This is a genomic window from Myxococcus llanfairpwllgwyngyllgogerychwyrndrobwllllantysiliogogogochensis, assembly GCF_006636215.1.
In the GTDB taxonomy this organism is placed as follows: Bacteria; Myxococcota; Myxococcia; order Myxococcales; family Myxococcaceae; genus Myxococcus; species Myxococcus llanfairpwllgwyngyllgogerychwyrndrobwllllantysiliogogogochensis.
Window position 1 is genome coordinate 39,908 of record NZ_VIFM01000052.1, and the last position, 12,912, is coordinate 52,819.

The 12,912-nt window shown below is 69.5% G+C and carries 12 protein-coding genes and 1 pseudogene; 10 read left to right on the plus strand and 3 right to left on the minus strand.

Annotated features, from left to right (window positions below; genetic code table 11):
• The first annotated feature begins 61 nt into the window (after positions 1-61).
• On the plus strand, positions 62-2,209 hold the full coding sequence (locus FJV41_RS15505; protein WP_141643255.1) for a peptidylprolyl isomerase: 2,148 nt from the start codon (positions 62-64) through the stop codon (positions 2,207-2,209).
• Between the two features lie 7 nt (positions 2,210-2,216).
• Here the strand turns inward: FJV41_RS15505 and FJV41_RS15510 are convergent, their stop codons facing one another.
• Entirely contained in the window at positions 2,217-3,332 is a 1,116-nt protein-coding gene (locus FJV41_RS15510; RefSeq protein WP_141643256.1) for an HD domain-containing phosphohydrolase, read from the minus strand.
• A gap of 238 nt (positions 3,333-3,570) precedes the next feature.
• On the opposite strand from FJV41_RS15510, the gene FJV41_RS15515 reads away from it, so the two are divergent.
• From FJV41_RS15515 to FJV41_RS15530, 4 genes are all read left to right on the plus strand, one after another.
• Positions 3,571-4,572: an NAD(P)H-dependent amine dehydrogenase family protein gene (locus FJV41_RS15515; protein ID WP_141643257.1), complete on the plus strand. Its 1,002-nt coding sequence runs from the start codon at positions 3,571-3,573 to the stop codon at positions 4,570-4,572.
• A 16-nt stretch (positions 4,573-4,588) separates the two neighbouring features.
• The gene (locus FJV41_RS15520; RefSeq protein WP_141643258.1) at positions 4,589-5,038 is read left to right on the plus strand and encodes a MaoC family dehydratase N-terminal domain-containing protein; all 450 of its coding nucleotides are present in this window, start codon (positions 4,589-4,591) and stop codon (positions 5,036-5,038) included.
• Positions 5,038-5,712 carry a MaoC family dehydratase gene (locus FJV41_RS15525; protein WP_141643259.1) on the plus strand — a complete coding sequence of 225 codons (675 nt, stop codon included), beginning with the start codon at positions 5,038-5,040 and terminating at the stop codon, positions 5,710-5,712. Before FJV41_RS15520 ends, FJV41_RS15525 begins: the two co-directional genes overlap by 1 nt.
• A 171-nt stretch (positions 5,713-5,883) precedes the next feature.
• Complete coding sequence (locus FJV41_RS15530) at positions 5,884-7,728, plus strand: acyl-CoA dehydrogenase family protein (RefSeq protein ID WP_141643260.1); 1,845 nt, start codon at positions 5,884-5,886, stop codon at positions 7,726-7,728.
• 125 nt (positions 7,729-7,853) lie between these two features.
• Here the strand turns inward: FJV41_RS15530 and FJV41_RS15535 are convergent, their stop codons facing one another.
• Together FJV41_RS15535 and FJV41_RS15540 are read right to left on the minus strand one after the other, a co-directional pair.
• On the minus strand, positions 7,854-8,306 hold the full coding sequence (locus FJV41_RS15535) for an ExbD/TolR family protein (RefSeq protein WP_141643261.1): 453 nt from the start codon (positions 8,304-8,306) through the stop codon (positions 7,854-7,856).
• Between the two features lie 19 nt (positions 8,307-8,325).
• A complete protein-coding gene (locus FJV41_RS15540) occupies positions 8,326-9,054 on the minus strand; it encodes a MotA/TolQ/ExbB proton channel family protein (RefSeq protein ID WP_141643262.1) in 729 nt (242 codons plus the stop codon).
• A gap of 43 nt (positions 9,055-9,097) precedes the next feature.
• On the opposite strand from FJV41_RS15540, the gene FJV41_RS15545 reads away from it, so the two are divergent.
• The 5 genes and pseudogenes from FJV41_RS15545 to FJV41_RS53670 all read left to right on the plus strand — a co-directional run.
• Complete coding sequence (locus tag FJV41_RS15545; RefSeq protein ID WP_141643263.1) at positions 9,098-9,928, plus strand: DUF4292 domain-containing protein; 831 nt, start codon at positions 9,098-9,100, stop codon at positions 9,926-9,928.
• Positions 9,929-9,988: 60 nt separating this feature from the next.
• Positions 9,989-10,747 carry a cyclic di-GMP-binding domain-containing protein, MshE-related gene (locus FJV41_RS15550; RefSeq protein WP_141643264.1) on the plus strand — a complete coding sequence of 253 codons (759 nt, stop codon included), beginning with the start codon at positions 9,989-9,991 and terminating at the stop codon, positions 10,745-10,747.
• Positions 10,748-10,756: 9 nt separating this feature from the next.
• Positions 10,757-11,752 carry a GspE/PulE/PilB domain-containing protein gene (locus tag FJV41_RS15555; protein WP_141643265.1) on the plus strand — a complete coding sequence of 332 codons (996 nt, stop codon included), beginning with the start codon at positions 10,757-10,759 and terminating at the stop codon, positions 11,750-11,752.
• On the plus strand, positions 11,749-12,774 hold the full coding sequence (locus FJV41_RS15560; protein ID WP_141643266.1) for an ABC transporter ATP-binding protein: 1,026 nt from the start codon (positions 11,749-11,751) through the stop codon (positions 12,772-12,774). The genes FJV41_RS15555 and FJV41_RS15560 overlap by 4 nt, the downstream gene beginning before the upstream one ends.
• Positions 12,771-12,912, plus strand: a pseudogene (locus FJV41_RS53670) (peptide ABC transporter substrate-binding protein); the annotation flags it as partial. The gene FJV41_RS15560 and the pseudogene FJV41_RS53670, both read left to right, overlap by 4 nt.

Below are 12,912 nucleotides of genomic sequence, written 5' to 3' on the forward strand. Positions count from 1 at the left end.
GTCAAACGGCATGCGGCCTAACCCCTGGATTTTCGCGGGGAATTGGCCTAGGCCCCAGCGCATGAGCCGCCCGAGCCCCGTCCGACTCCCAAGCGTCTGTCTGGCCCTCCTCGTCCTCGTCTCCGGGTGTGTCCGCTCCGTGCCGGGCCCTGATGTGGACCCGCCCGACGCGGAGGTGATGGCTCGAATCCGGGACTGGGAAGACCGGCGCTCACTGGGCGACGGACAGCTGGTGGCGCTCGTCACGGGCGCTCCGGATCCTCGCGTGCGGGCACGGGCCCTGCGCGCGTTGGCCCGCATCCAGGACGTGGCCACGCTGGGCGCGGTCGTCGCCGGACTGAAGGACTCCGAAGCCCTGGTGCGAGGTGAGGCTGCCTTCGCGGTGGGCGAGCTGGCGCTCTCCTGGGAGCCGCTTACGGAGGCCGAGCGGGCGAGCCTGGCGACGCCGTTGCTGGTGGCCGAGGCGGAGGAGCGCGACGCGGCGGTGCGTGCCGCCCAGCTCGACTCGCTGGGGCGTCTGGCGACGACGGACACGCTGGCGCGCCTCGTCCAGCGGCTCCAGGGCGACGACGTCGAGACGGCCGGGCGGGCGGCGCTGTCGCTGGGCGTGGCGGCGCGACGTGGAGGTGCCGTGGTGGTGAAGGACGTGCCCCTGGCTTCCGCGCAGGCGTTGATGGCGGCAGGGCGGCCGGTGGCGGCCCGGTATGGCGGCGCGTATCTCCTGGCCACGGCGAAGCGCGCGGAGAGCCTGCCGACGCTGCGCGCGTGTCTGTCGGATGAGGACGCGGACGTGCGTGGCCTGTGTGTGAAGGCCTTCGGCGATGTGGGCGGCCCGGAGGACGCGGTGGTGCTGGGCCGGTTGCTGGACGACACAGTGCCTCGCGTGGCCTCGGAGGCGGCGCGTTCGCTCGCGAAGCTCGCGGCCACGTGTGGTGGGCCGTGCGCGCCGCTGGAGGCACTGGAGGCCCTGACGCCCCGGGCGAAGCGCGTGGCGCGGGGCATGGAGACGCCGATGCCCACGGGCGCGGCGCCGCGCGTGGAGACGCTGGCGCGTTCCGCGGATGGACATCCGCTGCTGGCCCTGGCGCAGCAGGGGCTGCCGGAGTTCGGCGCGCCGTTGCTCGTGTCGCTCCGGCTGGCGCTGGCGGACGCGGAGCGAGGCGCGGCGTCGGAGGTGGCTCGCGCGGACCTGGGCTGGCTCGACTGCCGGCTGGCGGCGGCGTTGGACCGTCAGCGCGGCATGGTGGCGGACACGATGAACTGTGGCTTCGGCCGGGTGTCCGACGAGCGCCGACTGGCCCTGGGCCTGCGTGAGGCCGCGCTCTCCCCGAAGAAGACGCCCGCCGACTTCGCGGTGGGCTACCTGCGCCACCCGTTGGCGCGCGTGCGGCTCACGGCGATGGAGGTCCTCGCGGAGCGCCCGGTGCTCCGGACGGCGACGGCGGTGGGCTCGCTTCTGCGGAGCGAGGACCTGGTGGTGGCCGGCGCGGCGGCCGCGACGCTGGGCAAGCTGAAGGCTCCAGGGGCCCATCCGGACCTGGAAGCGCTGGCCGACCGCGTGCCCTCCGAGCCGGACCTCGCGGACCCCGTGGGCGGTGCGCTCGTCGCGCTCCAGATTCCGGGCACCGAGGCGCGCATGAAGCAGTGGTTGACGCTGCCGCACGCCAACGTGCGCCGCGTGGCCGCTGAGGCCCTCACCCAGCTCACCGGCCAGCCCGTGCGCTCCGAGCGCGCGGAGCTTCCTCCCTACGCCTTCCGCCCGGAGCCCGCGCCCAGGGACGCCGCGCTCGTGTTGCGCACGGACAAGGGCGACATCACCGTGCGGCTCGACGCCGACGAGGCGCCGCTCACGTCCGGCAACCTGTTTGCCCTGGCGCGCAAGGGCTACTTCAACGGCATCACCTTCCACCGCGTGGTGCCGGACTTCGTCGCGCAGGGCGGAGACCCGCGTGGGGACGGGGAGGGCGGCCCGGGCCACTCCATCCGCTGCGAGATGACCCGGCGGCCGTATCTGCGCGGGGTGCTCGGCATGGCGCTGTCAGGCAAGGACACCGGAGGCAGCCAGTTCTTCTTCACGCACGCGCCGCAGCCGCACCTGGATGGCCGCTACACGGCCTTCGGTGAGGTGGTGTCGGGTCTGGACGTGGTGGATGCGCTGCTGGAAGGCGACCTCATCCGCGAGGTCAGCGCGGTGACGCTCACCCCGTGAAGTGACTTCAGGCGCCGCTGGCGCGCGTCAGCGGTGCCTGGGGGCCCAGCGGGTGGCTTCGCCAGCGCTGGCTCTCTTCTTCCTCCAGCGCCTCCACCTGGTTGCGGATGCGCTGCCACTCCGTCTCCGGAATGCGCAGGAAGGCGTCCGCGAGGTTCGGGTCGAACTGCGTGCCCGAGCAGCGGCGAATCTCGTCCCGGGCCACGCTCATGGGCCGGCCCTTGCGATAGGGGCGGTCCGACGTAATCGCGTCCACGGTGTCGGCGATGCAGAAGATGCGCGCGCCGATGCAGATGTCCTCGCCGGCGAGCTGCTGCGGGTAGCCCTTGCCGTCCCAGCGCTCCTGGTGCTGGAGGACGATGAGCGCCGCCTCGTGCAGGTAGGGCATCTTGCCCATCATCCGGTAGCCGAACTCCGGGTGCTTGCGCATCTCCACCCATTCGTCCGGCGTCAGGGGCCCGGGCTTGAGCAGGATGGAGTCGCGCACGCCAATCTTGCCGATGTCGTGCAGCAGCGCTCCCTGCTCCACCACGTCCAGCGCGGCCCCCGCCAGCCCCACCTCCTCCGCCAGCCGGCGCGAGTAGAGCGCCACGCGACGCGAGTGCCACTGCGTCTCCGTGTCGCGGTAGTCCAGCGCGCTGATGAGACCATCCAGGAGGCCCGTGGTGCGCTCCACCACCCGACGCTCCAGGTCCTGGTTGATGGCGACCAGCTCCGCGTTCTTGTCCGCCACCTCGCGCGTCAGCCGCTCGTTGGCCTCCACCAGCCGGTAGTGCTCCACGGCCTGCCGCACGCTGCTCGTCAGCTCGCTGAGCGACCAGGGCTTGCCGAGCAGCCGGAACACCTCGCCCCGATTGACGGCCTCGGACGCGGTGCGGAAGTCCGCCGCCGCCGTCAGCATCAGGCGCACGGCCTTCGGGTTCTTCTCCCGGAGCACGCCCAGCAGCTCGATGCCGTTGAGGTACGGCATCATGAAGTCCGTCAGCACGACGCTGAAGCCCACCTCGCGAGCGGCCAGGGCCGGGTCGCTGTAGGTGACGACGTCATAGCCTTCCGTCTGGAGGATCCGGGAGAGCGCGGCGAGGATGAGCACGTCGTCATCCACCACGAGGATGCGGTCCATGTTGGAGGTCTCCGGGAGGTCGCGGGCCTGTCTTTCGTTATACACGCCTTGCCTTGCACCCAAACAGGGCCCCCCCGCAGGTTTTGCGCCTGCAAGCCCCGGAAATCCTTGGAGGTTCTTCCTTTGTGCAAGAGTGGTAGAACCAAGTCATGCTTGCCTGCTCGCCAAGGTGTGATTTATGGTGCGCGGCAAGGCTGCGTTTCAACGCTAACCCCTTGGAATCCTGGAGCAATCTCCGATGGCTAGAGCCCCAGCAGGGCCGGTGCCGGTGGTGGTGATGGGGCTGGGATTCATCGGGCAGGAGATTGCCAGAGCTGCCCTGTCCTGCCCGGAAGTGGAATTGATTGGGGCCGTGGATACCCACTCCTCCCTGGTCGGTCGTCCGTTGGGAGACGTGCTGGGAGGGCCCGCGCCGCGCGTCAAGGTGATGGACTCGCTGGAGAAGGCCGTGGGCCGGCGCAAGGGCGCGGTGCTGCTGCACGCCACGGGTTCTCGACTGCCGGCGGTGATGGACCAATTGCTGGCGGCGCTGAAGCTGGGCCTGCCCATCGCGAGCACCTGTGAGGAGCTCGCCTTCCCGTACCTGAAGTACCCGGAGCTGGCGGACAAGCTGGACCGCGCCGCTCAGCGCGCCGAGGTCTCCATCGTCGGCGCGGGGGTCAACCCGGGTTTCGTTCTGGACAGACTGGTGGCCACGGCGGGGCAGGTGTGCGGCCCGGTGCGGCGCGCGACGGTGACGCGGGTGGTGGACGCGCGCACCCGCCGGGAGGCCCTGCAGCGCAAGGTCGGCGCGGGTCTGACCGAGGAAGAGTTCTTCGAGTTGGTGGATGGTGAGCAGCTCGGCCACGTGGGGCTGGTGGAGTCGGCGGCACTCGCGGCACTGGGCCTGGGGTTGGATTGTGATGACTACGAAGAAGAGGTAGCCCCCGTGTTCGCCGAGGAAGACATCTCGGGCGGTGCGTTCGCCGTGAAGAAGGGACGGGTGGCGGGCATGTTCCAGTCGGTGGTCGGGTTGGAGGACGGGCAGGAGCGGGTTCGACTGGAACTGACCATCGCCGTGGGGGCTGACGACCCGAAGGACCGCATTGAAATCGATGCGGATCCTCGTTTGGTGTTGGAAATCCCGGGGGGAGTGGCAGGCGACCGGGCCACCGCGAATGCGCTGGTGAATGCCGCGCCACGCTTGACGGCCGCCGAAGCAGGGCTCCTCACGGTGCTCGAGCTTCCGGCCGGACGTTAGAGTCAGGAGAGGGATAATGCTGGACAAGAATGCGATCGGCCGTGCCTCGCCGCCGACGCTCAACGAAGTGGAGAAGGGTGCCATCCGCCGCTTCGCGGAGGCCATCGGAGACTACAACCCGATCTACTACGACGAGGAGTACGCTCGGGCCTCCGGATATCCCACCATCATCGCGCCTCCCACGTTTCCCGCGTCCTTCCATTCGGCCGCGGACTTGAGGGAGCTACTCGGCGTGGGCATCAAGAGCCTGCTGCACGCCGAACAGGGCTTTGACTACGAGCGGCCCATCTTCGCCGGGGACCGCATCTACGTCTCCACCCGCGTCGCGGACGTCTCCGAACGACAGGGCATGTCCGGCAAGATGGACATCGCGGTCATCGAGGATGAAGGCCGCGACGAGGAAGGCAACCTGGTGTTCCGAGCCCGCCGGACGTTGGTGGTCCGCGCCTCCAAGGAGACCCCGTGATGCCCGCGCGCAAGCTCTACTTCGAGTCCATCCGCGTCGGAGACGAGCTGCCGGCGCTGGCCAAGGCCCCGGTGGACCGTGTCCAGTTGTCCCGGTACGCCGGCGCCTCTGGCGACTACAACCCCGTGCACGTCGACGAGCTCTACGCCAAGAGCGTGGGCATGCCGAGCGTGTATGCCCCCGGCATGCTGGTGATGGGCATGCTCGGCCAGCTCATCAGCGACTGGGCCCGGGGCGGGCAGATGCGGCGCTACAACGTGCGCTTCATCAAGATGGTGTGGCCGGGTGACACCGTCGTCTGCAAGGGCCGGGTGAGCAACCGCCACGGCACCGCGGGCCGTTACTTCGTGGACATCGACCTGTGGGCGGAGAACCAGCGCGGTGAGCTGGTGATGAAGGGCGGCGCGCAGATTCAGCTCTTCTACTCCCTGGAGGACGAGAACCGGCAGCGCTCCGGCCAGTCCCCCATCGTCATCGAAGTGCCCCGGGAGAGCCTGGCCGCCACCCCCACCACGTCCACGGGCGGAGGATCGAGCGAGGCCTCGGCCGTCGACGAGGAGGCAGACGAGTCGGACGAGCGCCGCACCGGCGCCTCGTCCAAGAAGACCGTCCCCCGGGAGAAGCCCGCTGCCAAGACGGCGACGCTTCCCTCGCCCAAGAAGGCGAAGAAGTAGCGGTTTCATGGCCTGCGGTGAGGGGCGGCCTGGGCTGCCCCTCAACGCAGGGTGTCATTCAGGGTTGACTCAAAAATCAGTCGCCGCCACACTTCCTGTGTCTCATTCGCGCCGCTGACCCGAGGCCTTCCCATCCGAAGGCGGGCAGCGAGCCGTCACGCAGGAGTGGCCATGTCCGCCGGCATCAACACCTACAAGACCGACCTTCGAGAGATTTTCTTCGCTTTGTTCGAGCAGTTCGGCTTCGGCCAGGTGGCCGGTCAGGCCCCGTACGACGCCTGGGGTCCGGATGAGGCCAAGGCGGTGTTGTCCGAGACGTACCGCTTCGCGCGCGAGGTGCTCGGGCCCCTCAACTCCGTGGGAGACCGTGAGGGCTGTCGGGTGGAGAACGGCTCGGTGCTCACGCCCACGGGCTTCAAGGACGCGTGGAAGAAACTCTACGAGCAGGGCTTCAAGACGGTGGCGGTGAGCCCGGAGCACGGTGGCCAGGGCGCGCCGATGATGCTGCAGGTGACGGTGGAGGAGCTGCTATCGGGCGCCAACACGGCCTTCAACATGTACCCGGGCCTGTCGTTCGGCGCGGCGGAAGTCATCGCCGAGTGCGGGACGAAGGAGCAGCAGCACCTGTTCGTGGAGCGCATGCTCAACGGCACGTGGGGTGGCACCATGTGCCTCACCGAGCCGCACGCCGGCTCCGACGTGGGCGCGGCGAAGTCCACCGCCCGGCGCAACGCCGACGGCACGTACAACATCCGCGGGACGAAGATCTTCATCTCCGGCGGCGACCACGACATGGCCCAGAACGTCATCCACCTGGTGCTGGCGCGCATCGACGGCGCGTCGCCCGGCACCAAGGGCCTGTCGCTGTTCATCGTCCCCAAGCTGCGCATCAACAAGGACGGCAGCTCTGGCCAGGCCAACGACGTGTCCGTGGGCTCCATCGAGCACAAGATGGGCATCAACGGCTCGGCGACCTGTGTGCTGAACTTCGGTGAGAGCGACGGCTGTCTGGGCGAGCTCGTCGGCACCGTCGAGCACGTCGGCATGAGCCAGATGTTCAAGATGATGAACGGCGCGCGCATCGCCGTCGGCATCCAGGGCGTCGCGCTGGCGTCGGCCGCCTACTACAACGCGGTGGACTACGCGAAGGACCGCAAGCAGGGCTCCCACTTCACCAAGTGGAAGGACCCCACCGCGCCGCGCGCCGCCATCATCGAGCACCCGGACGTCCGCCGCATGCTGCTGGACATCAAGTCCCACGTGGAGGGCATCCGCGCGCTCATCATCAAGCTGGCCATGCACCTGGACAAGGCGCGGCAGCTGGCCGGCAAGGACGACGAGGCGGCCACCTACCACAAGGGCCAGGTGGAGCTGCTCACCCCGCTGGTGAAGTCCTACGGCTCCGACCAGTCCTTCCGTCTCTGCGCGCAGGCCATCCAGGTGTACGGCGGCGCCGGCTACATCCAGGACTACCCGGTGGAGCAGTACACGCGTGACTCGAAGATCTTCTCCATCTACGAGGGCACCAACCACATCCAGGCCATGGACCTGGTGGGCCGCAAGCTGGGGCAGGCCGGTGGCATGCACTTCCAGCAGTTCATGGGTGACGTGGGCGCCTTCGTGGAAGCGCACCGCGAGCACGCCGTCTACGGCGAGGCCGTGAAGCTGCTGGCGAGCGCCCAGGAGGCCCTCATGTCCAGCGCGATGACGGTGTTCAGCTGGTCGCAGGACGGCGGCAAGTTCCCGCTGATTCCGCTGTCCGCCAACCGCTTCCTCAACATGATGTCCGAGGTCGCCGTGGGCTGGCTGCTCCTGGACGCGGCGCTCATCGCGGACAAGGCGCAGGGCGCGCTGTCGGCGGACCACCCGGACCGCGCGTTCTACGAGGGCAAGAAGTACAGCGCCCTGTACTACGCGCGCAATGTGCTGCCCAACGTGGAGCAGGCCGCGCGCCTCATCGCCCTCGAGGACACCTCTCCGATGGAGATCACCGACGCCGCGTTCGCGTCCGTCTGAGTCGCGACATCGTCTGAAGGGGCGCCCTGACAGAGGGGCGCCCTCCAGAAACACCGAGGCCACCTGGGGATTCGCTCCCGAGGTGGCCTTCGTGTTTCAGCGGCGGCCGTGTGACGGGAAGGGCGCTACTCGCCCTCGCGCACGCCGATGGCGAGCTGGCCCAGGCCCGCCTTCTTCGCCAGCTCCATCACCTGGACGACGGTGCCGTGCGGAACGCCCTCATCGGCCTGGACGATGACGACGGTGTCCGGGTCCTTCACCTTGGCGGCGTCGAAGGCCTTCTGGAGTTCGTCCTGGCTGACGACGTTTCCGGCGAGCACGAAGCGGCCGTCGGCGAGCACCGCGACGGACATGTCCGTGGTGCGCGCGGTGACGTCCGCGGCGCCGCCCTTGGGCAGGTTCACCTTGAGGCCCGACTTGGCGCCTCCTCCGGGCCCCTGCTGGACGATGACGGAGCTGGTCACCATGAAGATGATGAGCAGCACGAGGAAGATGTCGGTGAGCGGGGTGATGTTGATTTCGGCGAAGACACCTTCTTCGCCTTCGTCACCGGACCCCGGTGTCTTGCCCATGGCCATGGCGCTCGGTTCCCTGGGACTAGGCGGGCTGCGTGTCGACGCGCGCCGGAGAGGTGGGGGGCTGCTGTGAATCGACGCGGGGCGCGGGCTCGGGAGGAAGGCCCGAGGCGCGCTCCTTGAGCAGCTCCGCGAACTCGTCGCCCATCAGCCGCAGCTCCACCAGCACGCGCGACAGGCGGGCCTGGAAGTAGTTGTAGAAGACCATGGCCTGCACGGCGACGAGGATGCCCACCGCCGTGGCGACCAGGGCCTCGGAGATGCCCGTCATCACCGCGCCAGTGCCGCCGGTGCCGCCGGCCTCCACGTCCAGGCCCAGGTCCTTGAACGAGCGCATGATGCCGGCCACGGTGCCGAACAGGCCCACGAAGGGCGTAATCGAGCCGATGGTGGCCAGAATCCAGAGGTTGCGGCGCAGCTTGAGGCCCACCTGGGCGCGCTCGCGCTCCACGGCGGCCTCCACGCCCGCACCGCCTGAACCGCGGGTGCGCTCCCAGCGGTCGAACCCCGCGAGGAAGATGTCGGCGGCGACGGAGTCGGAGCGCTCGGCGGCGGTGCGGGCCGCTGGCACGTCGCCACGAAGCAGGTGCTTGCTGACCGCCTCGCCCAGGAGGCGGGAGCGCTCGCTCACCCCCCAGAGGGCGATGATGCGCTCGACGGCCACGACGAGCGCGCCGACGGAGGCCAGCAGCAGCAGGGCCAGGGTGACTCCGCCGAGGCGGAGGTAATGCAGGATGTCGTTCAGGCTCATTGGTGGGTGACCCGGCAGGGCGCCATGGCCCAGACTAGGAGATATGAACCGCGCAGCCGCCGCAATCTTCCTGGCAGTGCTCTGTTCGGCCTGCCCCAAGCGCATCGAGTTCGGGCCGGAGGGGCAACTCACCGACGCCGAGGTCGTCTATCAGCGTGTCCGGCGGAACCAGGACAACGTCGTCTCCCTCGAGGGAGACGCGAAGCTGCGTGTCGAGTCTCCCCAGCAGAGCGGCACCATCGGGATGTTCCTTTCCGTCACCCGCCCGGCCCTCCTGCACCTGGAGACGTTCGATTTCTTCAACCGGCCCCTCGCCTCCCTCGTCGCGGACGGGACGCGCTTCGGCCTGTACCAGACGGAGACGCACACGTACTACCAGGGGCCGGCGAGCCCGCAGAATGTGTCGCGCTTCCTGCCCGTGGTCCTGCCGGGCGAGGAACTGGTGGCCATCATGCTGGGCCAGGTGCCCCTCATCCCTCCGGAGCGCATGACGCTGGAGCTGGACACGAAGGAGGGCGTCTACGTGCTCACCCTCCACCGGGGGACGGCCCGCCAGGTGCTCCAGGTTCACCCAAAGTATCTGCGCGTGGTGAAGAGCCAGGTGCATGGCGTCCCCGGTTATGACCTGGCCTTCGACGACTTCCTCGAGCGGGGAAACCTCATCTTCCCGGGCAAGGTGGAGCTCATCGCGAAGCAGGCGGGGACGAAGCTCCAGCTTCGCTACCAGCAGATCAAACTCAACGGACGGCCGGACCTCACGCTCTACGAGCTGACACCCCCGGAGGGGGCCAAGGTCGTGGAGGTGGATGACTCGGGGCGGGAGCTTCCGGCTGGTGCCCCCGAGTCGCCGGCGCCCCCGGTGCCGGGTTCCTGACCGGGCAGGCACGGAAGAAGAAGCGCAGCGGCTGGAGTCGGGTAGAGTGGCGCCCACGACATGGCACAGATCAAGCTCGGAGAACTGCTGATCAAGGCGAATGTGCTCCAGGAGAGCCAGCTCAAGGCCGCGCTCGCCGAACAGGCGAAGTGGGGCGGCAAGCTCGGCGAAATCCTGGTCCGGATGAGCCTCGTCTCCGAGGACATCCTGGTGCGGGCGCTGTCCAAGCAGCTCGGCATGCCGGCGGTGAACCTGGACGCGGTCCAGATGGTTCCCCCGCATGTGAAGGCCAAGATTCCGCCGCAGACGGCCCGCGACTTTTCCGTGCTGCCGTTGCAGCTGCGGGACGAGGGCAAGACGCTCGTGGTGGCGATGTCGGATCCGCTCAACATGCGGATGCTGGACGAGCTTCGGGCCGTGACGAAGTGCCGCATCATCCCCAACGTGGCGGGGCGCACCTCCATCGCTCGGGCCTTCGCCCGCATGTACGAAGAGAACATGGAGCTGGAGGACGCGGACACCAACTTCAAGGTGGTGGACGCCCAGGGCCGCACGGTGGTGAAGAACCTGAAGGACCTGGATCCGGCCGCCGCCGCGGTCATCTCCGCGCCCAAGCCCGCGCCCCCAGTCGCGCGTCCCGCGCCGCCGGTGCCAGAGGCCCCTCGCAGCACGGCGGGCACTGGCAGCCCGGCCGACCTGTTGCGCAGCGTGGAAGAGGTGCAGCGCAAGGAAGTCGCGGCCCTCAAGGCCATGGTGGAGCTGCTCATCGAGAAGGGTGTGTTCTCCCGCGACGAGTACCTCGCGAAGGTCAAGCGGTAGCCCGGCCTTATGCGCAAGAAGATTGGTGAGCTGCTCGTCGAGGCGGGGGTGGTGACGGAGGAGCAGGTGCGGGTGGCGCTCGGGCGTCGAGGCGCTCCGGGGAACCTGCGGCTGGGCGAGACGCTGGTGGCGCAGGGGCTGTGCGCGCCGCTGCATGTGGCTCGGGCGCTGGCGGTGCAGCACGGGCTGCCCTTCGTGGAGCTGCCCGAGGAGATTCCCCCGGCGGTGGCCTCGCTGGTGTCCCTGGACTTCCAGGCGGAGCATCGCGTGCTGCTCTTCCGCATGGAAGTGGAGGGGCGCAGCGAGCGCATCCACGTCGCCGTGGAGGACCCGGGGGATTTGACGTTGGTGGACGAGCTGCGCTTCCAGCTCCGTAAGCAGGTGCGGGTCTTCGTCGTCGCGTCGGACGACCTGGACGCCGCGCTGGCCCGGGCGCGGGGAGAGCCGCTGGACATCGTCGAGGCGGAGCCGCTGTACGAAGAGGATGGCTCCGGCCCTCCTCCCGTCGCCGCGGGGACGCCACTGGAGTGGGAGATGCCGGAGACACCGAAGCCCCCCGCAGCGAGACCCCCTGCCGCCGCCGCGGCGCCCTCGGCCCGTCGGCCCGGGACGCCGCCCCCCCCGCCCGCGGAAGCCCTGCGGCCGGGGGCCGGAGGAGATGCGCTGGATGATCTGCTGGGCGTGAAGCCGGCCGCTCGGCCACCGCCGCCTCCTCCGCCCATCTTCGAGGCGGACGAAGAGGAGAAGCCCCGGGTGCCGGTGGTGATGTTCGGTGGGGCCGCGAAGGGTTCGCAGCCCGCGCTGGCGCTCACGCCGACGCCTGACTTCTCCGACGATGATCTGGCCATCCTCGACGACCTGGAGCGCATGTCCCGGGGAGACGAGGCGGTGCTGGATACGGAGAAGGTGAAGCCCGCGCGCATGGTGGCCAGCCTCATCCGCCTGCTCATCCGCAAGGAGATCATCCAGGAGGTGGAGTTCCTGGAGGAGCTGGCGAAGAAGTGACGCCCGGCGCGTCGCCCTCGGGGGACGGGCCCCTCCTGGACGTCCGAGGGCTCGCCGTGGAGCTGTCGAGGGACGAGGGGACGGTGCGCGCGGTGGACGGTGTGTCCTTCGCGGTGCCTCCCGGCGGAACCCTGGGCGTGGTGGGGGAGAGCGGCTGTGGCAAGAGCCTCACCGCGCTGTCCCTGTTGCGGCTGGCGCCCCGACCTCCCGTGCGAGTGGCGGCGGGCGAGGTGTTCTTCCAGGGCAGGGATTTGCTGAAGCTCTCCGACGAGGAGCTGCGGCGCGTGCGCGGACGCCATGCGGCCATGGTGTTCCAGGAGCCGATGACCTCGCTCAACCCCGTCTTCACCGTGGGGGAGCAGATCTCCGAAGGCGTGCGGCTCCACCTGGGGGCCTCGCGCTCGCAGGCTCGGGAGCGCGCGGTGGAGATGCTGCGCCAGGTGGGCATCCCCGCGCCGGGTGAGCGCGTGGACGCCTGGCCTCATCAACTGTCGGGCGGGATGCGGCAGCGGGTGATGCTCGCCATGGCGCTGGCGTGTGACCCGTCGCTGCTCATCGCGGACGAGCCCACCACCGCGTTGGACGTCACCATCCAGGCGCAGATCCTCGACCTGCTCAAGCGCCTGCAGGCCGAGCGCGGCATGGCGGTGATGCTCATCACCCATGATTTGGGCGTGGTCGCGGAGAGCTGCGACACGGTGGTGGTGATGTACGCGGGGAAGGTGGTGGAGCACGCTCCGGTGCGCGAGCTGTTCGCCCGGCCCGCCCATCCCTACACGGCGGGCCTGTTGCGCTCGCTTCCGGCGCTGGGGGGCGAGGTGGAGGAGGGACGATCCGGGCCTCGGCGTCGCCTGCGCGCCATCCCCGGCATGGTGCCCGCCCTGGGGCGGTTGCCGTCGGGCTGTGCGTTCCGCGAGCGGTGCGAGCGGGCCCAGGAGGCATGCGCTCGCGTGACGCCCGTACTCGAACTCAAGCGGGGCGGGCAGCTCGCGGCCTGCCATCATCCGGTGCCCGCGCCATGAGCACCGAGCCGCTCCTTCAGGCGAAGGACGTCGAGGTCCACTTCCCCGTACGCGGGGGCTGGCTGGGTCGCTCGCGCGGCGCGGTGAAGGCGGTGGACGGCGTGACGTTCGACGTCTTCCGGGGGGAGACGTTGGGGT